The following is a 20392-nucleotide window of genomic DNA, read 5'->3' on the forward strand; positions in this document are numbered from 1 at the left end:
TCGAGGAGCCGGGTGCGCTGTGGTGTCGGATGGGGCGCCGGCGTCAACCGAACAGGGCCAGTTGCTCGGCGCGCGCGGGCGGCACGGGGGCCGGTGGTGTTGTCGGATCCTGGTCGTGGCGTAGGCCGTTGGCGATGAGCAGCGGGTCGATCCGCTCGCGCAACCAGCGGGCGTAGGTGGGCGTGACGTTCGCGCCGTGCCCGTACAACTGGCGGTAGCGGCGCAGCAGGGCGGGATGTTCGGCGCCGAGCCAGCTCAGGAACCAGCCGCGGGTGCTGCCGCGCAGGTGCATCGGGAATCCGACCGCGCTGTGGGCGCCCGCCGCGGCGACAGCGGTGACCAGCGCGTCGAGCTGGGCGCTGCCGTCGGTGAGATACGGGATGATCGGGGCCGCCATCACGTGGACGGCGAATCCCGCGTCGGCCAGCGTGCGTACCAGCTCGAGCCGGGCGCGGGGCGACGGTGTTCCCGGCTCCAGGCTGTGATGCAGGTCCGGGTCGAGGATGGCGATCGACACCGCGACGCGCACCTCGACGCGCTGGGCCGCCGCGGTGAGCAGCGGCAGATCGCGGCGCAGCAACGGGCCCTTGGTGAGGATCGAGAACGGGGTGCCGCTGTCGGTCAGTGCGCGAATGATGCCAGGCATCAACCGGTATCGGCCCTCGGCCCGCTGATACGGATCGGTGTTGGTGCCCAGCGCCACCGGCTCGCGCCGCCAGGATCGGCGCGCCAGTTCCCGCCGCAACACCGCCGCCACGTTGGTCTTCACCACGATCTGGGAATCGAAGTCGCGGCCCGCGTCGAGATCGAGGTACTCGTGGCTTCCGCGCGCGAAGCAGTACCGGCAGGCGTGGGTACACCCCCGCATGGGGTTGATCGTCCAGCGGAACGGCAGCCCGGAGTTCTCCGGCATCTTGTTGAGCGCGCTCTTGCACAGCACCTCGTGGAAGGTGATGCCGTCGAACTCGGGCGTGCGGACGGTGCGGACGAGACCCGCCCTGGTCAATCCGGGCAGGGAGCCGTCCTCGGCCTCGAGGGTCTGCGCTTGCCACCGCACCCCACGAGTCGAACATGCGTTCGAGATCGTGTCAAGCGTGGCTCGCACCGCTCATCCGGCATGAGGGTCGTTCCATGACGGACAACTCGCCGAGGAGCCGTCACCGGGCGGGGCCTCGGCGAAATCAGGCTGTGTTCGCGGAAGCGAGCGGAGATGGCAACTCTGAGTGTCTGGCCTCGACCAGGGGTACGAGCGATATTCCGGCCCTGGTCGGCGTCGGAGATTGATGTCGACGTCGACTTTCGCGAACTACAGGGGCAGGCGGGACCCGCCGCCGGGCAGCGGGCGAGCGCGCGGGTGGTGCGCGTCGCCACCGCTGCGTAGCGGGCCCGCGGCTAGACGGTGCGGGGTGCGCGCAGGAAGTCGACCAGGTCGGCGACGGTCTCGGCGACCGGGCGCGGGCGGTAGCCCAGTTCGCGCTCGGCCTTGCCGTGATCGACGATCGGGGCAGACAGGATGGCGCCGAGCGCGGCCTTGGACAGGATGTCGGAGCCCAAGCGCTTGCTGATCGGTTCCACCACCGGCAGGACGGCGCCGAGCATCTTGGGCGGAATGGCGAAGCGCGGGCCCTTGGCGCCGGTCCGCGCCGCCGCCATCCGGCACAGGTCGAGCAGGCTGGTCATGTAGCCGCCGAGCAGGTAGTTCTCGCCGGTGCGACCCTTCTCCCCGGCCAGGATCAGCCCGTGCGCGACATCGCGCACGTCGACCAGGTCGAAGCCGCCGCCGATCATCACCGGCATCCGGCCGCGCATCGCCTCGGCCGCGGTGCGGTTGAGCCGGGAGAGCCGATCGGGGTGGTCGGCCGGGCCGTAGACACCGGTGGGATTGACGATCACCGCGTCGAGTCCGCGCTCGAGCACCGGGCGCAGGGCCTGCTCGCCTGCCCATTTGGACCGGTCGTAGACCGGCAGGCCGGGATCGGTCGAGCGCAGGGTGGTCTCGTCGATGTGGCCGCCGCAGCGATACTGGTCGAAGGCGTGGATGGAGCTGGTGTGTACGAACCGCCGCGCCCCCACCTCCAGCGCGGCCTCGGCGGTGACCCGCACGCCCTCGGTGTTGACTCGCCATGCCAGGTCGTTCTTCTCGGCGAGGGTGATCAGCGCGACCAGGTGGTAGACCACCTCGGCGCCCGCGAGTGCCGTGCGCATCGACGCCGGATCGAGCACGTCACCGGAGACCCAGGTGACCGCCGGGTCGGTGGTGGTCGGTGCGGCGCGGTCGATGGCCACCACTTCGTGGCCACGCTCGACGAGCTGCGGGATCAGGTTGGTACCGAGGTAGCCGGCTGCGCCGGTCACTGCGACCTTCATTCCGCCGAGGATATAGAACATGTTCTAGTTTTGAAAGCGAATCGTGCGGATCGGAGCGGACACGGCTCGATCGAGGTCGGGGTGTTCGGCTATATTTGGCGCACCGCGCCCTCGGGCGGCCGCGCCGGGAGTTTCGCGGCTCTCGATCGCGGTATCGGAGCAGCCTTTTCACGACGAAGTTGGGGGAGTCGCATGACAGATCTCTCGGTGCAGACCGATGCCGTCGCGGCGTTCGCCGCGACGAACGCCACGGTGGCGGGGGATATCGCCGCAGCGGGGATTACCGACGCGGCGAGCAACGTCGCCGCGATGACGCCGACGTTCGGGCTCATCGGCGCCGACTATCTGGCCATGTTCGCGGTCGCGCAGGTGCTGCAGGCCAAGGACATCAACGACCTGTCGGCCAAGTTCGGCAAGCTGTCGGAGGCGGCGTTCACCTCCTCGGTGGAGTTCGACGCCGCCGACGCGGCCAATGCCGCCGATATCGCACGGCAGGCCGCCGGGATCGGCGGGCTGGCATGAAGCCGCTCAGCACCGGCGACGCCGGCGTCATCTCGCCCGATCTCGCGGCGGCCACTGCCGACGCGGCCACTCGGTCGGCCCTCGGCGCGGTCCCGGTGGACTACAGCGAGCAGGCGATCCTCGATGTGCCGCTGATGCAGCTGCCAGAAGACGTGCTCACCGCCGAGGACCCGGTCTTCACGCTCGCGCAGAAGATCACCGACGAGGCTCCGGCGGTCGCGGTGTCCCCGGCCGGTCTCGGCGGCCTGTCCGGTCTCGGCGCGGGTGAGGTCGATGCCCAGGACATCCTGTCGGGTGTCTCCGCCGACGCGTCGGCGGCGCTCGGCGACGCCCAGGCGGTGCTCGGCCAGGCCGCCGGATCCGCACTCGCCACCGCGCAGACCACCTTCGATCAGGCCAAGAGCGCGCTCGCCGGCGCCACCACCGGCGGCGCGACGAGCACTGCGGGCGGCACGTCGAGCTCCGCAGCAACGACCACCCTCACCGAGGACCCGGTCGCCGCGCTGCTGAGCGGGCTGTCGCTGCCCGCGCTGCCCGGTATCGACACGCTGTTCGAGCCGATCCTGCAGCTGCTCAGCAGCTTCGGCACCGGTGTGTTCGATTCCCTCGATCCCGCCGCACTGCTGAGCAAGTCCTCGACGGTGATCGAATCGGCGATCACCGTCGCCGAAGGCGGTCTGAAGACCGTTCAGCAGCTGTGGGAGGGCGAATCGGCCGACGCGGCGACCACCGCCAGCCAGCAGGCGCAGGTCGAGGGCAGCGAGACGAGCCAGCGCGGCTTCGACATCGCCTCGCTCACCGAGCAGGCGGCCGCGGTCGTCCAGTCAGGCAACGCGCAGCTCACCACGATCGCCACCACCTTCGCCGCGCAGGCCACCGCGCTGGCGCCGACGATCATGCTGCCACCCACCCAGGCCACGCTCATCGGCCTGGCCACCGAGCACCTCGGTTCGGCGGTCACCGTGGTCAACACCACCCGCGGTCAGCTGGCCGGGCACACCGCCCAGCTCAACGGCGTGGTGTCCCAGCTCGCCGCGCAGAGCGGACTGCCCTCGCCGGAGGAAGCGCTCTCGGCGGTGTCGGAGAACATCGGCGAACCGCTGCTCAACCAGGCCGAGAGCGCGCTCACCGGCACCGACGACTCCACCACCGCCGCGAGCACCACTACCCCGGGCAGCACGACGACCACGCCGGGGGCCACCACCACCTCCGGTCTGAGCACCGGCGGTTCCGGTGGCAGCACCGGCGGCGCGCTCGGGGCGCTCGGCACCGCCCGCGGCGGAGCCGGGATCAGCACCGGCGGCACACCGAGCAGCGGAACGCCCAAGGCCACCACCGCGATTCCCGGTTCGGCGCTGCCCGGCGGCCGCGTGATGACCGCGGGCCTCGGCGGCACGCCAGGTCTCGGCGCCACCTCGGCCACCGGCACCGCGGGCTCCGGCTACATGGGTGGTGGCGCACCGGGCGCTGGTCAGCGCAGCAACGACGACGAGCACGGCCGCACCGTGCAGCCGTACCAGAGCCGCACCGGCAACGACGACCTCACCGGCCCGCTCGGCGAATCCACACCGGAGGTCATCGGCGCGGTCCACGAGGACGAACGCGATACCGACGAAGACCGCTTCTGACAAGACCGCCCCGGGAACCTTCCGGTTCCCGGGGCGGTGCCGTCGGTTCTGGGTTCAGTCCTTCTCGAACGCGTCGACCAGCTTCTCGCTGAGATCGGCGAAGCGCTTGCGGGCCGCCTGCTGATCGGCGTTCAGGCCCTCGGTCGCGTCGGGGGAGTACACCACCAGGTGTGCCTCGCCGTCGGCGTCGGCGGGCATCAGATCGATGATCTTCGTGCCCTTGCCCTCCCCGGCCGGGATGCCGAAATCGACCTCGGCCAGCGCCTCGATCTCGGCGCGGGCGGCCGAGATCACATCGGCGGAAACGGTTCCCGACACCTTCTCGGGCGCGGTCTCGGGTTTACGGTCCTTGCTGACCGCGTCCGGGGAGTGCACCGCATCGCCGTCGGCGAACACCTGCAGGATCGGGCGCAGGTCGGTGCGCTGGGACCAGCCGTCGGGGATCGTGGTAACGCTGATCAGCGGCAGCTGCGTCGGCTCGGCATGGGCGACGGCGCTCACCCCTGGCAGGGCGAGCGCGCAGACGAGCAGGCCGGTCATGGTCAAGCGCATGGAATCCCCTCGATCGGAAGTCGGTGCGACGGTGTCGCGTTCGCCGGTCAGCGTAGCCCGGGCGGGTTGTTCAGGTCACCCGCGGAATAGGTATCGCACGCCCGCACCGACCCGGTCCGATAGCCGGCCAGGAACCACTTCTGGCGCTGTTCGGACGAACCGTGGGTCCACGACTCGGGATTGACCCCGCGCCCGGCCGCCCGCTGGATGCGGTCGTCGCCGACGGCGTTGGCCGCTGACAGCGCGTCGCGGATATCGGTGTCGGACAGCGGCTTCAGGAACGGCTGACTGCCGCCGGGCGCGTTCTGCTTGTCGGCGTGGTAGGCCCAGATCCCGGCGTAGCAGTCGGCCTGCAGCTCGGTGCGCACCGCGCCGGACTCGGCGCCCCGTGGATCGCGCTGGGCGCGGCCGATATCGCCGAGCTGGTTCTGGATGTGGTGGCCCACCTCGTGCGCCACCACGTACTCCTGCGCGAGCGGGCCGGCGCTGGCGCCGAAGCGGTCGGTGAGATCCTGGAAGAAGGCGGTGTCGAAATAGGCGGTCTGGTCGGCCGGGCAGTAGAACGGGCCGACATCGCTGGTGGCATTGCCACAGCCGGTGGACACCGCGCCGGAGAACAGGACGAGCTCCGGCTCGATGTAGCGGGTGCCGGTCTGCTTCGGCAGCTCCTGTGCCCACACCGCGTCGAGGGACTGCGCGGTGAGCACCACCCGGCAGTCGACGTACTTGTTGGCGTCGGCACCGGTCTTGCAGTGCTCCGGTGTGCCCGCGGTGCCCGCCTCACCCGGCTGGTACTGACCGCCCGAAACCGGACTCCCGGTGCCGGTGAGATCGACGCCGAAGAACAGACCGATCACCAGCAGGAGCAGACCACCCGCACCGCCACCGAGAGCGATCTTGCCGCCCATCCCCGGTCCGCCGCCGGAGGAGGCCCGGCCGGGATCGATCTGCATACCTTCGTTGAAGGTCATCGCGGTACTCGCCTTCGCTCGGTTGTCCAGCTGTCGTGCAGCATGATTCACCACCGGTGGACGCGACGGGCGGCAGCATGCGTCACAAGCTTGACACGATGACCTGGATATCGGTTTCCACTCCGGGTTCGTGTCTCACTACGATGGCAGTGCACCTGGTCGTGTCCGCCGGTGCGACATGTCCGTAGGAAGTCTGTCGAAAGGAATACCGTGCTGCGCACCCACTTGGCTGGTTCGCTGCGAAGCGAGCACGCCGGTCAGACCGTCACCCTCACCGGCTGGGTGGCCCGGCGTCGTGACCACGGTGGCGTGATCTTCATCGATCTGCGCGATGCCTCCGGCGTCTCGCAGGTGGTCTTCCGCGAGGGCGAGGCGGCCGAGCAGGCCCACAAGCTGCGCGCGGAATTCTGTGTGCAGGTCACCGGTGTGGTGGAACAGCGTCCCGACGGCAACGAGAACCCGGACCTGCCGACCGGCCGGATCGAAGTGAACGTCTCGGAGTTGGTCGTGCTCAACGAGAGCGCCCCGCTGCCGTTCCAGCTGGACGAGACCCCCGGCGACGAGGCCCGCCTCAAGTACCGCTACCTGGACCTGCGCCGCGAGGGGCCCGGCCACGCCATTCGGCTGCGGTCCAAGGTGAACGCCGCGGCGCGCGAGGTGCTGGCCCGGCACGAGTTCATCGAGGTCGAGACCCCGACCCTGACCCGCTCGACCCCCGAGGGCGCCCGCGACTTCCTTGTCCCCGCCCGCCTGCAGCCCGGCAGCTTCTACGCGCTGCCGCAGAGCCCGCAGCTGTTCAAGCAGCTGCTGATGGTCGGCGGCATCGAGCGCTACTTCCAGATCGCGCGCTGCTACCGCGACGAGGACTTCCGCGCCGACCGGCAGCCCGAGTTCACCCAGCTCGACATCGAGATGAGCTTCGTGCGCCAGGAGGACGTGATCCTGCTGGCCGAGGACATCCTGGTCGCGCTGTGGAAGCTGGTCGGCCACGACATCACCACGCCGATCCCGCACATGACCTACGCCGAGGCGATGCGCCGCTTCGGTTCGGACAAGCCCGACCTGCGTTTCGGTATCGAGATCACCGAATGCGCCGACTATTTCACCGACACCCCGTTCCGGGTGTTCCAGTCCGAGTACGTGGGCGCGGTCGTCATGCCGGGCGGCGCGAGCCAGCCGCGGCGCCAGCTCGACGCCTGGCAGGAGTGGGCCAAGCAGCGCGGCGCCAAGGGCCTGGCCTACATCCTGATCAACGAGGACGGCACCCTCGGCGGCCCGGTCGCCAAGAACCTGTCCGACGCCGAGCGGGAGGGCCTGGCCAAGCACGTCGGCGCGGTGCCCGGTGACTGCGTGTTCTTCGCCGCGGGCGCGACCAAGTCCAGCCGCGCCCTGCTCGGTGCCGCGCGCGGCGAGATCGCGCGCAAGTGCGACCTCATCGACCCGAACGCCTGGGCCTTCGTCTGGATCGTCGACGCACCGATGTTCGAGCCCACCGCCGACGCCACCGCCAGTGGCGATGTCGCCCTCGGCTACTCGGCCTGGACCGCGGTGCACCACGCGTTCACCTCGCCCAAGCCGGAGTCCATCGATACCTTCGACACCGACCCGGCGTCGGCGCTGGCCTACGCCTACGACATCGTCTGCAACGGCAACGAGATCGGCGGCGGTTCCATCCGTATCCACCGCCGTGACGTGCAGGAACGTGTGTTCAAGGTGATGGGCATCGGCCACGACGAGGCGCAGGAGAAGTTCGGCTTCCTGCTCGACGCCTTCGCCTACGGCGCCCCGCCGCACGGCGGCATCGCCTTCGGCTGGGACCGCATCACCGCGCTGCTGGCAGGCGAGGACTCGATCCGCGAGGTGATCGCGTTCCCGAAGACCGGCGGCGGCGTCGACCCGCTCACCGACGCGCCCGCGCCGATCACCGCGCAGCAGCGCAAGGAAGCGGGCATCGACGCCAAGCCCGAGGTAAAGACCGACGGCAAGACCGCCGACGCGCCGAAAGCGGTTGTCGCCGGGGAATAGCCGTTCGTCGAGGTAGGCCGGTACCTTCTGGTCAGTTCCCGCGCCGCGTCGCGGTGCCGACCGGAAGGCACTGGTGTGCTCCATCTGCGTGTGATCTCGCCTCCCGAGCAAACCGAGGCGCTGCTCGCGGTGCTCGCCGCCGATCCTGGCGTCACCCATGTGACTCTCGCCCGTGGGATGGCCGTGGAACCGGCGGGCGATCTGGTGCAGGCCGACCTGGCCCGTGAGGCGGCCAATACGGTCTTGGCCGACATCAAGGCGCTCGGTCTCGTGCACACCGGTGGAATCACGCTGGGACCGGTCGCGACGGTGCTGTCCGATGCCGCCGAGGCCGCCGAGCGGGCGGCACCCGGCGATCCCGACGACGCGGTGGTATGGGAACAGCTGCAAGCCGAGACGCACGAGGAGTCCTCGCTCAGCGCGACCTTCCTGGCGTTCCTGACCATCGCCTGCCTGCTGTCCTCGATCGGCGTCGCCACCAACTCTGCGGTCACCATCGTCGGCGCCATGGTGGTCGGCCCGGAATTCGGGCCGCTGGCCGCGCTGTCGGTGGCGTTGGTCCGGCGGCGGTGGCGGCTGGCCCGCCGGTCGATGATCGCGCTGGTCGTGGCGTTCCCGTTCGCGATGGCCGTCACGGCCGTGGCCACACTGCTGTGGGAGCGCCTCGGCTGGATCACCACCGAGGGTGTGCTCGACGCCCACAATGTGGACTTCATCTACCAGGTCGGGCCGTTTTCCCTGGTGGTTGCGCTGCTCGCGGGAGCGGCGGGGATGTTGTCGCTGGTCTCGGCGAAATCGGCGGCGCTGGTCGGGGTGTTCATCTCGGTGACCACGGTGCCTGCGGCAGGGTACGCGGTGGTGGCTGCCACGCTCGGTGAATGGCATCGCGCGCTGCTGTCCGCGGGCCAGATCGCGGTGAACCTGGTCGGGATCGTCGTGGCGGGGGTACTGGTGCTGTGGCTGCGGCCGCGCACCGCCAGCCTCCCGGAATCGGTCGAACGGCGCAGGCGCGCGCTCGGCGAGCAGCGGGCGCCGGGGCGCTGACACTCAGATCCGGGCGACCGGCCCCGCGGTGAGCACCCGATAGGAGTAGGTGACCGCGATCGCGCACACCGGACCGGCGACGAACAGCCCGAGCCCGCACAGCGCCAGGCCAATCATCGTGACCAGGGCGACGGTGAGCGCGAGCAGCAGACAGGCCCACAGGTTCGCCAGGACCAGCATGGCGCTGGCCTTGATCGCCTCCAGCGGGCCGTAGTCCTGATCGATCACGAAGTGCAGCGAGAACATGCACAGGAACCCGACGATCAGACCGGGCAGCAGGCACAGCGCGGAGGCGAGCAGGGTCGCGCCGAAGGCGAGCAGGGCGGTCAGCAAGACATTGCCCGTGTTCACGAATCGGAAGAACGAGCCGAAAGCCGGTGGATACCCGTCGGTTTCGTAGAGCGCGCCGCGGATCATCACCGCCTGTAGCAGCCACAGCGCCACCGCGACGACCAGGAAGAGGAACAGCACGGTGAACAGCGATGTGGGATCGAAGATCTGGACCACTGCAAGCAGCGCCAGATAGATGAGCACCCCGACGCCGGTGACACCGAGCCACGGGCCGGGGTTGACGCGGAAGCGCTCCCACCCGTAGCTGAGCGACCGCCCGACATCGAGCGTCTGTATTTCCGCCTGGGAGTAGCCTGGCGGCTGCCCGCCTCCGGTGCCCGACACGCCGGGTGCGGGGGTGGCCCCGTAGTCGCCGGTAGCAGGTTTCGGCGGTGGGGTGGCGTAGCCGGGACCGGTGCCGACCGGGCCGTACTGCGGGGCGGTGGCGCCGGGACCGGCAATCGGCGGCGGCGGTTCCAGCGGCTCGTCACCGTACTGTGCGGCGCCAGGACCCTCGAATTGCGGATAGCCTGCGCCACCGGCCATTCCGTGCCGGGCTGGGCCGGGACTCGCGCTTTGCGCCTGGCCCGGCGCCTCGTGTCTGCCGGTGCCGTCGGCGAACTGTGGGTCACCGCTGGATCGCGGTGGCCCACCCGGTGAATCGCTCGATGCGGCGTACGGTGTGTCGGTCACTGTGGTAGACCTTTCGACTCAACCGGTTTGCGGTGTGGCGCACAGCAGTTGACGTCGAGAAAACCCGACGGCCCACTGGTGTGTCAAGCGAACAGGCACACCCGGCGCAACCACGGCGCCAACACGCCGAGCGACGCGGAAAGGTTGTGCAACCGCTCGCTAGAAGTGACCAGGTACGAGTAGCTTGAGAGGCGATGACCGCACTATTGGCCGAACGCGCCGCCGACGTCGTGTCCGCAGCACAACAGTTGCTCACAAAGCGAATGGGTGCTCCGGTGAAGCTGAGCGATCCGATGGAGCTCAGCGGCAGTGGTAGGACAACAGTCCTACGTGTGCGTGTCGCGGAGAACGCTTTCTCGTTGCCGCGCACGCTGATCGTGAAGCAGGTGCGCGGGTCCGCGCAGGACCGGCGCACCGGTGGCCTGGCGCCCGGGGTCGCCAGCATCGATGCCGCCTTCCTGCGCGAAGCCGTGTCCTACCAGTTCACCACCGCGCTCAGCCGCGAGCAGCGCCCCGGCGCCTACCTGATCGCGCACAGCGTGCCCGACCGGCTGCTCGTGCTGTCGGATCTGGGCGAGAACGCGCTGCTGACCTCGGTGCTGCAGGCCAGGTCGGAGCCGGGCACCCGCAACGCGCTGATGGCGTTCGCCCAGGCACTCGGCCGGATGCACGCGGCGACTGTCGGCCGTGAGCCCGATTTCGTCGCTCTGCTGCGGCGGGTCGACTCGACCCATCGCGCCGACGGGATCGCCCAGCAGGCCCAGGCCGCGATCGCGGAGGTCCCCGGTCTGCTCGAGGCCGAACTCGGCATCGAGGTGCCCGGCGAGATCGCCGAGCGCATCGTGCACGGCAACCGCCTGTTCACCGGCGGCAGGTACCGCGCGTTCAGCCCGTCGGACCTGTGCCCCGACAACGTGATCATGAACGACGAGGGCGCGCGTTTCCTCGACTACGAGTGGGGTGGGTTCCGCGACGCCACCCTCGACATCGCCTACGCGCTGGTCTCGTTCCCCGGCTGTCTGTGCGATTTCGAGCTGTCACGCGGCAGGGCCAGGGAGATGGTCGAGGCGTGGCGGTCGGCCGTGGTCGGGGTGTGGCCGTCGCTGGCCGACGATGCGGTGCTGGCCGAGCGGATCCTCGAGGCGCGGCTGATCTGGGTGTGGCTGTCGACCTACTGGTTCCTGCCCGCCGACCATGCCCGCATCGCCACCGCGCGTGAACACGGCTTGTCCGTGCCCAGATCGGAGGCACTGATCAATCGCTGGTCGGCACTGGCCGAGGACGCGCGCGTCACCGGCGACGACGCGGTCGGCGATTTCGCCGAGCAGGTCTCGGCGATGCTGGAGGAGCGCTGGGCGGAGTAGCCGCCGACCCGGTCCCGCGCCGCGGTGGCAGGGCGTTCTCAGGCCACCGGGCCGGGGCGCGGCTCCACCCGGCCGCCCGACGGCACCGCGTAGGAGATGCCGTGGCGTACCCCGGAAGCCGGGTCGTTGACATCGGTCAGATAGAACCAGTCCATCTGGGTCTGTCCCGCGGTCACCTCGACCACCCCGTAGCCGTGCGAGTCCAGCTCCACGTAGCGCAGATGATGATTGGCGGCCTTGATGGCCTCCTCGGCGGGTACCGACGCGGTGCGGTTCGGCACCTTCAGCATGTCGCCGACGCTCGACGAGGTCACCGAAGGGACGACGAATTCCGCGCCGACCGTCGGCCCACCCGGATAGTTCGCGGCGTCGCGCGGCAGGTCGGCGGCCCACGAGGTGTGGATGTCGCCGGTCAGGAACACCACATCGCCGATGCCGTTGTCGGCGATGGTGCGGTACAGGGCGGCCCGGTCGGCGGTGTAGCCGTCCCACTGGTCACCGTTCACGGTCAGCCCGCCCTGTGGCAGGCCGAGCACGGAGGTGATCGCGTCGGTGGTCGCCGGTTCCAGTGGCGGGAACACCAGCGGCGCGATCATCACCGAGTTGCCGATCAGCTTCCACCGGGTCGGCGAGGACGCCAGACCCGCCGTGAGCCAGTCCATCTGCGGCCTGCCGGTGATGGTGCGGGCCGGATCGTCGGCCACCCGCCAGCCCGCGCCCGGCCCCGCCTCCCTGTCCCGGTAGCTGCGCAGATCCAGCATGGACAGCTCGGCCATGGTGCCGAAACGCAGGCGGCGGTAGATCTTCACTCCGCCGTCCGCGCGGTCGGCGCGTACCGGCATCCACTCCAGGTAGGCCTGGGCCGAGGCGGCCTTGCGGTCGCGCCACGGTCCGCTGACGGCCGGGTCGTGATGCGAGGACCCGTCGCGCCAGGAGTTGTCGGCCGACTCGTGGTCGTCCCAGGTGCACACGAACGGCACGGCCGCGTGCAGGGCCATCAGATCCGGGTCGGTCTTGTACTGGCCGTGCCGGATCCGGTAGTCGGCCAGGCTGACGATCTCGTGCACCGGATCGTGTCCACGGACCGCGCCCGCCCGTCCGGTGTACTCGCCGCGCCCGTACTCGTAGAGGTAGTCGCCCAGGTGCACCACCGCGTCGAGGTCACCGCGCGCGGCCAGATGCCGGTAGGCGCCGAACCAGCCCGCCTCCCAGTTGGCGCAGGAGACCACGCCGAACCGCAGCCGGTCGACCTCGGCCTCGTGCGCTGGTGCGGTGCGGGTGCGGCCCACCGGCGAGGTCTCGCCGAGCGCGGTGAAGCGGTAGACGTAGTCGGTGCCAGGTGTCAGGCCGGCCGCGTCGATCTTCACGGTGTGATCGCTGTCCGCGGTCGCGGTGGTGGTGCCCGTGGCGGCGATGTCGGTGAACGCCTCGTCGGTGGCGATCTCCCAGCCGACGGTGGTCGCGGCACCGAGCCCGGATCCCGGCAGCGCGTCCGCGGCGACGGTGACCCTGGTCCACAGGATCACCCCACCTGGCAGCGGGTCGCCCGAGGCGACACCGTGCCGGAACACCGTACCGGCGGCGTGCGCGGTGCCCGCGGTGAGCAGCGCCGCCGCGGCGGCCGCGGTGCCGCCCTTGAACAGGGTGCGGCGGGCGAATCGCCCCGTGCGCACGGAAGCGACGACCTCGGTGTTTTCGACCACGATCAGCGATCTCAGCCCAGCCGGGCCTCGCGCGCAAGTCGGACACGCAAAAGTTGGTCGAACGTTCAATTTTGGGGCGCTTCGGCCGCGCGGTGCGCCGGGCGCCGGGCGGCCCGACCCCGCGCGATCGGCGAGGCAGCGGAGGTGTCCGAGACCATCGGTACCCTGCACGACGTGAGTGAGAGCCTGTTCGACGTGCCCGGTGACGACCCCGTGCCCGCGCACGGGCTCGACGCCGTGGTCCGGCGCGATCCCGGCGCGCCGCTGGCGGTCCGGATGCGGCCCCGAACGCTGGACGAGGTGATCGGCCAGCAGCACCTGCTCGGCCCCGGATCGCCGTTGCGGCGCCTGGTCGAGGGATCGGGCGCGGCGTCGGTGCTGCTCTACGGCCCGCCCGGCACCGGGAAGACCACTCTGGCCTCGTTGCTGTCGCAGGCCACCGGCCGCCGGTTCGAGGCGCTGTCGGCCTTGTCGGCGGGCGTCAAGGAGGTCAGGGCCGTCATCGATGTGGCGCGACGCAGGCTCACGGCGGGCGAGCAGACCGTGCTGTTCATCGACGAGGTGCACCGCTTCTCCAAGACCCAGCAGGACGCGCTGCTTGCCGCGGTCGAGAACCGGATCGTGCTGCTGGTCGGCGCGACCACCGAGAACCCCTCGTTCTCGGTGGTGTCGCCGCTGCTGTCGCGCTCGCTGGTGCTGCAGCTGCAGTCGCTCACGCCCGCCGACATCCGCGCGGTGCTCGACCGCGCGATCGCCGACGAGCGTGGCCTGGCCGGCGAGTACACCGTCACCGACGCCGCGCTCGATCACATCGTCCGCATCGCCGGCGGCGACGCGCGGCGCGCGCTCACCGCGCTCGAGGCCTCCGCGGAGTCGTCGCTGGACGGGGTGGTCGACGTCGACCTGGTCGAGGCCAGTGTGGACAAGGCCGCGGTGCGCTACGACCGCGCAGGCGATCAGCACTACGACGTGATCAGCGCGTTCATCAAGTCCATCCGCGGCTCCGATGTCGATGCCGCCCTGCACTACCTGGCCCGCATGCTCACCGCGGGGGAGGACCCGCGGTTCATCGCCCGCCGCCTGATGATCCACGCCAGCGAGGACATCGGCATGGCCGACCCGATGGCACTGCAGACGGCGACCGCCGCCGCCCAGGTGGTGCAGCTGGTCGGCCTGCCCGAGGCCAGGCTGGCGCTGGCGCAGGCCACCATCCACCTGGCCACCGCGCCCAAGTCCGGCGCGGTCACCGCGGCACTCGGGGCGGCGATGGCCGATGTCGCCGCGGGCAAGTCCGGCGCGGTGCCAGCGCACCTGCGCGACGGCCACTACGCCGGTGCGGCCGCGCTCGGCAACGCCAAGGGCTACCGATTCCCGCACGACGCCCGCGACGGGGTGCTCGCCCAGCAGTATCCGCCCGACGATCTGGTCGGCACCGACTACTACACGCCGACCGACCACGGATTCGAACGTGAGGTCGGCGGCAGGCTCGGCAAGCTGCGCCGGATCGTGCGCGGGAAGTAGCCGGATCGGGTGTCGCCGGGGCCACCCACTCCGGCGCAAAACAGGTGGAACGCAGGCGGTAGGCTGGACTGCTGTGCAGACCCACGAGATTAGACGGCGTTTCCTGGACCATTTCGTCCGTGCCGGACACACCGAGGTGCCCAGTGCCTCGCTGATCCTGGCCGACCCCAACCTGCTGTTCGTCAACGCAGGCATGGTCCAGTTCAAGCCGTATTTCCTGGGGCAGGAGGCGCCGCCGTACTCGCGCGCGACGAGCGTGCAGAAGTGCGTACGCACCGGCGATATCGACGAGGTCGGCGTCACCACCCGGCACAACACGTTCTTCCAGATGGCGGGCAATTTCTCCTTCGGCGACTACTTCAAGGAGGGTGCCATCACCCTCGCCTGGGAGCTGATCTCCAAGTCCCAGGAGGAGGGCGGCTTCGGCTTCGACCCCGAGCGCATCTGGGTGACCGCCTACGAGTCGGACCCGGAGGCCGCCGAGATCTGGCACCGCGTCGCCGGAATCCCGAAGGAGCGAATCCAGTTCCGCGACGGCAAGGACAACTACTGGGACATGGGCGTGCCCGGTCCCGGTGGCCCCTGCTCGGAGATCTACTACGACCGCGGCCCGGCCTACGGCAAGGAAGGCGGCCCGGTCGCCGACGAGGACCGCTACCTCGAGATCTGGAACCTGGTCTTCATGCAGGACATCCGCGGTGAGCTGAGCCCCAAGCTGGGTCACCCGCCGGTCGGTTCGCTGCCGCGCAAGAACATCGACACCGGCATGGGCGTCGAGCGCGTCGCCATGCTCCTGCAGGGTGTGGAGAACGTCTACGAGACCGATCTGCTGCGCCCGATCATCGACAAGGCAGAGGCGCTGACCGGCCGTTCCTACGGCGTCGAGCACGCCGACGACGTGCGGTTCCGCGTGATCGCCGACCACGTCCGCAGCTCGGCGATGCTGATCGCCGACGGCGTGAACCCCGGCAACGACGGCCGCGGCTACGTGCTGCGCCGTCTGCTGCGCCGCATCGTGCGCTCGGCCCGCCTGCTCGGTGCCGAGAAGCCGGTGATGGGCGAGCTGATGAAGGTCGTCTCCGAACTGATGTCGCCGTCCTATCCCGAACTGGCCACCGACTTCTCGCGCATCGAGACCGTCGCAGTCGGCGAGGAGACGGCCTTCCTGAAGACACTGAACACCGGCGAGACCCTCTTCGACAACGCCGCCACCGCGGTGAAGTCCAAAGGCGGCAAGCAGATCACCGGGTCGGACGCCTTCGCGCTGCACGACACCTACGGCTTCCCGATCGACCTCACCCTCGAAATGGCCGCCGAGGCGGGCCTTTCGGTGGACGAGGACGGCTTCCGCTCGCTCATGGCCGAGCAGCGGCAGCGCGCCAAGGATGACGCCCAGGCCCGCAAGCACGCCCACGCCGACCTGACCGTTTACAAAGAACTGGTCGACCGCGGCGCCACCGAGTTCACCGGTTTCGACGAACTCACCTCCGAGGCGCATGTGCTCGCGCTGATCGCCGACGGGGTTCGGGTGCCCGCCGCGCAGGCCGGTCACGACGTCGAGGTCATCCTCGATCGCAGCCCGCTCTACGCCGAGTCCGGCGGTCAGATCGCCGACCGTGGCACCATCACCGCCTCGGGCCTGAAGCTGCGTGTCAACGATGTCCAGAAGATCGCCAAGAAGCTGTGGGTGCACAAGGCCACCGTCGAGCAGGGCCAGATCACCGAGGGCGACGTCGTGCTCGCCCAGGCCGATCCGGCCTGGCGCCGCGGCGCCACCCAGGGTCACTCCGGCACGCACATGGTGCACGCCGCGCTGCGCCAGGTACTCGGCCCCAACGCCGTGCAGGCGGGCTCGCTGAACAAGCCGGGCTATCTGCGGTTCGACTTCAACTGGCAGGGCGCGCTCTCCGAGCAGCAGAAGGCCGATATCGAGGCCGTCTCCAACGACGCCGTCGGCGCCGACTTCCCGGTGAACACCTTCGTCACCGACCTGCCCAAGGCCAAGGAAATGGGCGCGATGGCGCTGTTCGGCGAGAACTACGGCGATGAGGTGCGCGTCGTGGAGATCGGCGGCCCGTTCTCGATGGAGCTGTGCGGCGGCACCCACGTCGAGCACTCCTCGCAGATCGGCCCGATCACCGTGCTCGGTGAGTCTTCGGTCGGTTCGGGTGTGCGCCGCGTCGAGGCCTTCGTCGGCCTGGACTCCTACAAGTACCTGGCCAAGGAGCGTGCGCTGCTCGCCGGTGTCGCCTCGTCGCTGAAGGTGCCGTCGGAGGAGGTGCCAGGCCGTGTCGAGCAGCTCGTGGAGCGGCTGAAGGTGGCCGAGAAGGAACTGGAGCGCACCAAGATGGCCGCCGTGCTTTCCTCGGCGGGCACCTATGTGGAGCAGGCAGAGCGGGTCGGCTCGCTGTTGCTGGTCGCCGCCGCCGCGCCCGATGGCGTCGCCGCGGGTGATCTGCGCACCCTGGCCACCGACATCCGCGGCCGGTTCGGCAGTGATCCCGCGGTCGTCGTGCTGCTCGGCAACACCGACGGCAAGGTGCCGTTCGTGGTGTCGGTGAACAAGGCCGCCCAGGACCAGGGGATCAAGGCGGGCGATCTGGTCGGCAGCTTCGGTCCGAGCATCGCCGGTCGCGGCGGCGGCAAGCCGGAGATGGCGCAGGGCTCCGGGTCGGATCCGGCGGGGATCCCGGCCGGGCTGGCCGCGGTCCGCGCCCGGGTGGCCGAACTGGCCGGCTGATGCCCGACACCGCCGACGATCGGGATCCGGCCGATCGCCCGGACGCGGCGACCGATCCGGGCCGTGGCCGCCGGATCGCCATCGACGTGGGGAGCGTGCGGATCGGGGTCGCCTCCAGTGACCCCGATGGCATCCTCGCCACGCCCGTGGAGACCGTGCCGCGCGTCAAGCCGGGCAAGTCCGGTGCGCGCCAGGCCGGCCCACCCGCCGACATCGCAAGAATTGCCGATCTTGTCGCGGAGTACGAAGCGGTCGAGGTGATCATCGGGCTGCCGCGCACGTTGCGCGGGGAAAACGGCACGGCGGCCGCCATCGCGCGCCGGTTTGCCCGGGAGTTGCGCCGGGTGATCGACCCGATTCCGATACGCCTTTCCGACGAACGTTTGACTACGGTGTCTGCTGCACGTGCGCTGCGCGACAGCGGAGTTCGCGCACGTGGCCAGCGGCAGGTGATCGACCAGGCGGCAGCGGTGTCGATCCTGCAAGGATGGTTGGACGAGCGGAGTTCGGTGTTGAAGGACGCGACAGACACAACACACGTGGTCGGAGACGATGCATGACCGACCGATGGGCCAGGGCCGAGGAACGCTACCGTGCGCGGGAAGCCGATCGGCGCTACCCCCGGCGCGACGACTGGGGCCTCGACGCCCGCACGGCGGGCGAGCAGTCCCCGCCGGCCACCCAGGACCACTGGGACGACGATGACGACACCAACGTCATCCCGCGCTACGAGGACGAGGGCTACGACGACGAGCCGCAGCCCGAACCCGAGCGGGCCGCGCCGGTGCGCCGCAGGCCGGTGGGCCGTGCGGCGCCGGGCGGGAAGCAGGCACGCGGCCGGGCCGATCGCGAGCCGGACGGCGCGGGTCGCCGGTCGGGCGGTGGGCGCGAGCGGTCGCGGATAGCCTCCCGCAAGGCGGCCGAGCGCAAGCGCCGTCGCCGCACCCTGTGGGTGGTCGGCGGGGTCTTCGCCGTGCTGTTCGTCCTCGCCGGCGGGTTCGCCGGATACAAACTGATGAGCGGGATCACCCCGCCCGAGGACTTCGCCGGTCCGCCTGGCGAGCTCGTGGTGATCCAGGTGCATCCCGGTGACACCGCCACCGAGATCGCCGAGACCATGAAGGACAAGGGCGTCGTCGCCAGTTCGGCGGCGTTCTACGAAGCGGCCGTGCGCAACTCGAACATGAACGGGGTGCAGCCGGGGTTCTACACGGTCGGCGTGAACAGCCCGGCCGCCGACGCGGTCACCGCGCTGGTCGGCGGCAAGTCGCGGGTCGGCAATGTCACCGTCTCCGAGGGCAGGTTGCTGCACGACAAGCACGACGTGAGCACCGGCGGGCGCTACGACGGCATCTACCGCAAGATCGCCGACGCCAGCTGCTATGGCACACAACAGAAGTGCGTGACCTACGAGCAGCTCGACGCCGCGGGCGCGAGCTCCGACCTGGCCGCGCTCGGTGTGCCGGAATGGGCGATGCAGGGCGTGCGCAACTCGCCGGACCCGTCCCGGCAGCTGGAAGGCCTGATCGCGGCGGGCACCTGGGATTTCGATCCGAGCGCGCCGCCGCAGGAGATCCTGCGGCAGCTCATCAGCACGAGTGTCGAGCGCTACGAGTCGACGGGTCTGCTGCAGTCCGGCGGCAACACCGGGCTGACCCCGTACGAGACGCTGATCGCGGCATCGCTGGTGGAACGTGAGGCGAAGCCGCAGGACATGAGCAAGGTCGCCAGGGTGATCGTGAACCGGCTAGAGGTCGACCAGATGTTGCAGTTCGACTCGACGGTGAACTACACCCTCGACACCACCGAGGTCGCGACCACCGACGCCGACCGCGCCACCGAGACCGCCTGGAACACCTACGCGATGCAGGGCCTGCCGATCACCCCCATCGCCGCGCCGTCGGTGGCTGCGCTGCAGGCGATGGAGAATCCCGAGCCGGGGGCGTGGCTGTACTTCGTCACCGTCGACAAGGAAGGCACCACCCTGTTCACCGAGAGCTACTCCGAACACCTGCGGCTCGTCGCGCAGGCCCAGCGCAGCGGCATCCTCGACAGCTCGCGGCCCTACGGTGGCTGAGGTGCGAAAGGCCGCGGTGCTCGGCAAGCCGATCGCGCACTCCCGGTCGCCGCAGCTGCATCTGGCCGCCTACCGTGCGCTCGGGCTGGACTGGACCTATGAGCGCATCGAATGCGCGGCCGACGAGCTGGCAGGCCTGGTCGACGGGCTCGGACCGGAATGGGTCGGGCTCTCGGTGACGATGCCGGGCAAGGAGGCCGCCCTCCACTACGCCGAGGTGCGCACCGATCGTGCGGTGCTGGCCGGATCGGCCAACACCCTGGTGCGCACGGACGCCGGCTGGCTGGCCGACTGCACCGATGTGGACGGGGTGCTCGGCGCGCTGCGCGGTGGCGGCGTCGAGCGGCTGCGCGCCGGCGTGGTGCTCGGTGCCGGTGGTACCGCACGTCCCGCGCTGCTCGCCCTGGCTGAGCTCGGCGCGGAATCGGTCACCGTGGTGGCCCGCGACGCCGGACGTGCCCGCAGCGCGGTGGAACTGGCCGAGCGGCTCGGTCTGGCCGTGTCGGTCTGCGGATTCGAGGCAGGCGCGCTCGCCGCCGCCTGTTCGAGTGCGGGTGCGGTGGTCAGCACGATTCCCGCCGAGGCGGCCGCTGTGGTGGCGGAATCGGTGGCGACGGCCCCGGTGGTGCTCGACGCGATCTACAACCCATGGCCGACACCGCTGGCAGAGTCGGTCACCGCGGCCGGGCACACGGTGATCGGTGGGCTGCAGATGCTGCTGAACCAGGCGTACAAGCAGGTCGAGTTGTTCACCGGGCAACCGGCCCCGCGTGCGGTGATGGCGGCGGCGCTCGGCTGAGCGGTGCCGCCGCCGGACCGCCCCGATCCGAAGAATTGATACCGGTTCTAGTTTTG

16 protein-coding genes are annotated in these 20392 nt (G+C 70.2%); 10 read left to right on the forward strand and 6 right to left on the reverse strand.

Features of this window, described 5'->3' with window-relative positions:
• Positions 1 to 43: 43 nt before the first annotated feature.
• Both ACFOW8_RS18250 and ACFOW8_RS18255 read right to left on the reverse strand, forming a co-directional pair.
• On the reverse strand, positions 44 to 1057 hold the full coding sequence (locus ACFOW8_RS18250; protein ID WP_378551843.1) for an Rv2578c family radical SAM protein: 1014 nt from the start codon (positions 1055 to 1057) through the stop codon (positions 44 to 46).
• A 335-nt stretch (positions 1058 to 1392) separates the two neighbouring features.
• Positions 1393 to 2367 (reverse strand): NAD-dependent epimerase/dehydratase family protein, encoded by a 975-nt coding sequence (locus ACFOW8_RS18255; protein ID WP_378551846.1) that lies wholly within the window; start codon positions 2365 to 2367, stop codon positions 1393 to 1395.
• Positions 2368 to 2559: 192 nt separating this feature from the next.
• Between ACFOW8_RS18255 and ACFOW8_RS18260 the strand changes: the two genes are divergently transcribed.
• Both ACFOW8_RS18260 and ACFOW8_RS18265 read left to right on the forward strand, forming a co-directional pair.
• Complete coding sequence (locus tag ACFOW8_RS18260) at positions 2560 to 2889, forward strand: type VII secretion target (RefSeq protein ID WP_378551848.1); 330 nt, start codon at positions 2560 to 2562, stop codon at positions 2887 to 2889.
• Positions 2886 to 4517, forward strand: coding sequence for a hypothetical protein (locus ACFOW8_RS18265; RefSeq protein WP_378551850.1), 1632 nt, complete (start codon positions 2886 to 2888; stop codon positions 4515 to 4517). The genes ACFOW8_RS18260 and ACFOW8_RS18265 overlap by 4 nt, the downstream gene beginning before the upstream one ends.
• A gap of 54 nt (positions 4518 to 4571) precedes the next feature.
• Here ACFOW8_RS18265 and ACFOW8_RS18270 read toward each other — a convergent pair whose 3' ends face one another.
• Positions 4572 to 5069 (reverse strand): hypothetical protein, encoded by a 498-nt coding sequence (locus tag ACFOW8_RS18270; RefSeq protein WP_378551852.1) that lies wholly within the window; start codon positions 5067 to 5069, stop codon positions 4572 to 4574.
• A gap of 47 nt (positions 5070 to 5116) precedes the next feature.
• On the reverse strand, positions 5117 to 6040 hold the full coding sequence (gene ypfJ / locus ACFOW8_RS18275) for a KPN_02809 family neutral zinc metallopeptidase (protein WP_378551854.1): 924 nt from the start codon (positions 6038 to 6040) through the stop codon (positions 5117 to 5119).
• A 210-nt stretch (positions 6041 to 6250) separates the two neighbouring features.
• On the opposite strand from ypfJ, the gene aspS reads away from it, so the two are divergent.
• Together aspS and ACFOW8_RS18285 are read left to right on the forward strand one after the other, a co-directional pair.
• Positions 6251 to 8065 (forward strand): aspartate--tRNA ligase, encoded by a 1815-nt coding sequence (gene aspS, locus ACFOW8_RS18280; protein ID WP_378551855.1) that lies wholly within the window; start codon positions 6251 to 6253, stop codon positions 8063 to 8065.
• A gap of 75 nt (positions 8066 to 8140) precedes the next feature.
• On the forward strand, positions 8141 to 9109 hold the full coding sequence (locus tag ACFOW8_RS18285) for a DUF389 domain-containing protein (protein ID WP_378551857.1): 969 nt from the start codon (positions 8141 to 8143) through the stop codon (positions 9107 to 9109).
• A gap of 3 nt (positions 9110 to 9112) precedes the next feature.
• On the opposite strand, the gene ACFOW8_RS18290 is transcribed toward ACFOW8_RS18285, so the two are convergent.
• Complete coding sequence (locus ACFOW8_RS18290) at positions 9113 to 10132, reverse strand: hypothetical protein (RefSeq protein ID WP_378551858.1); 1020 nt, start codon at positions 10130 to 10132, stop codon at positions 9113 to 9115.
• Between the two features lie 194 nt (positions 10133 to 10326).
• On the opposite strand from ACFOW8_RS18290, the gene ACFOW8_RS18295 reads away from it, so the two are divergent.
• Complete coding sequence (locus ACFOW8_RS18295) at positions 10327 to 11496, forward strand: phosphotransferase family protein (RefSeq protein ID WP_378551859.1); 1170 nt, start codon at positions 10327 to 10329, stop codon at positions 11494 to 11496.
• 38 nt (positions 11497 to 11534) lie between these two features.
• Here the strand turns inward: ACFOW8_RS18295 and ACFOW8_RS18300 are convergent, their stop codons facing one another.
• Positions 11535 to 13199, reverse strand: coding sequence for an alkaline phosphatase D family protein (locus ACFOW8_RS18300; protein ID WP_378551861.1), 1665 nt, complete (start codon positions 13197 to 13199; stop codon positions 11535 to 11537).
• A 195-nt stretch (positions 13200 to 13394) separates the two neighbouring features.
• Here ACFOW8_RS18300 and ACFOW8_RS18305 point away from each other — a divergent pair, with 195 nt between their 5' ends.
• The 5 genes from ACFOW8_RS18305 (at position 13395) to ACFOW8_RS18325 (ending at position 20336) form a co-directional block, all read left to right on the forward strand.
• Positions 13395 to 14720: a replication-associated recombination protein A gene (locus tag ACFOW8_RS18305; RefSeq protein ID WP_378552097.1), complete on the forward strand. Its 1326-nt coding sequence runs from the start codon at positions 13395 to 13397 to the stop codon at positions 14718 to 14720.
• Between the two features lie 73 nt (positions 14721 to 14793).
• On the forward strand, positions 14794 to 17460 hold the full coding sequence (gene alaS, locus ACFOW8_RS18310) for an alanine--tRNA ligase (protein WP_378551862.1): 2667 nt from the start codon (positions 14794 to 14796) through the stop codon (positions 17458 to 17460).
• On the forward strand, positions 17460 to 18020 hold the full coding sequence (gene ruvX, locus ACFOW8_RS18315) for a Holliday junction resolvase RuvX (RefSeq protein WP_378551863.1): 561 nt from the start codon (positions 17460 to 17462) through the stop codon (positions 18018 to 18020). Before alaS ends, ruvX begins: the two co-directional genes overlap by 1 nt.
• Positions 18017 to 19537 carry an endolytic transglycosylase MltG gene (mltG, locus tag ACFOW8_RS18320; RefSeq protein ID WP_378551865.1) on the forward strand — a complete coding sequence of 507 codons (1521 nt, stop codon included), beginning with the start codon at positions 18017 to 18019 and terminating at the stop codon, positions 19535 to 19537. Before ruvX ends, mltG begins: the two co-directional genes overlap by 4 nt.
• Complete coding sequence (locus ACFOW8_RS18325; RefSeq protein ID WP_378551866.1) at positions 19530 to 20336, forward strand: shikimate dehydrogenase; 807 nt, start codon at positions 19530 to 19532, stop codon at positions 20334 to 20336. Before mltG ends, ACFOW8_RS18325 begins: the two co-directional genes overlap by 8 nt.
• The last annotated feature ends 56 nt before the right edge of the window (positions 20337 to 20392 follow it).

Source organism: Nocardia rhizosphaerae (assembly GCF_042650365.1).
Taxonomy (GTDB): domain Bacteria; phylum Actinomycetota; class Actinomycetes; order Mycobacteriales; family Mycobacteriaceae; genus Nocardia; species Nocardia rhizosphaerae.

Excerpts from the sequence above, each read along its gene's own strand:
- ypfJ (WP_378551854.1), bottom strand. The coding sequence starts at position 6,040 with ATGACCTTCAACGAAGGTATGCAGATCGATCCCGGCCGGGCCTCCTCC.
- ACFOW8_RS18295 (WP_378551859.1), top strand. The coding sequence starts at position 10,327 with ATGACCGCACTATTGGCCGAACGCGCCGCCGACGTCGTGTCCGCAGCA.
- ruvX (WP_378551863.1), top strand. The coding sequence starts at position 17,460 with ATGCCCGACACCGCCGACGATCGGGATCCGGCCGATCGCCCGGACGCG.
- ACFOW8_RS18270 (WP_378551852.1), bottom strand. The coding sequence starts at position 5,069 with ATGCGCTTGACCATGACCGGCCTGCTCGTCTGCGCGCTCGCCCTGCCA.
- mltG (WP_378551865.1), top strand. The coding sequence starts at position 18,017 with ATGACCGACCGATGGGCCAGGGCCGAGGAACGCTACCGTGCGCGGGAA.
- ACFOW8_RS18255 (WP_378551846.1), bottom strand. The coding sequence starts at position 2,367 with ATGAAGGTCGCAGTGACCGGCGCAGCCGGCTACCTCGGTACCAACCTG.
- ACFOW8_RS18265 (WP_378551850.1), top strand. The coding sequence starts at position 2,886 with ATGAAGCCGCTCAGCACCGGCGACGCCGGCGTCATCTCGCCCGATCTC.
- ACFOW8_RS18260 (WP_378551848.1), top strand. The coding sequence starts at position 2,560 with ATGACAGATCTCTCGGTGCAGACCGATGCCGTCGCGGCGTTCGCCGCG.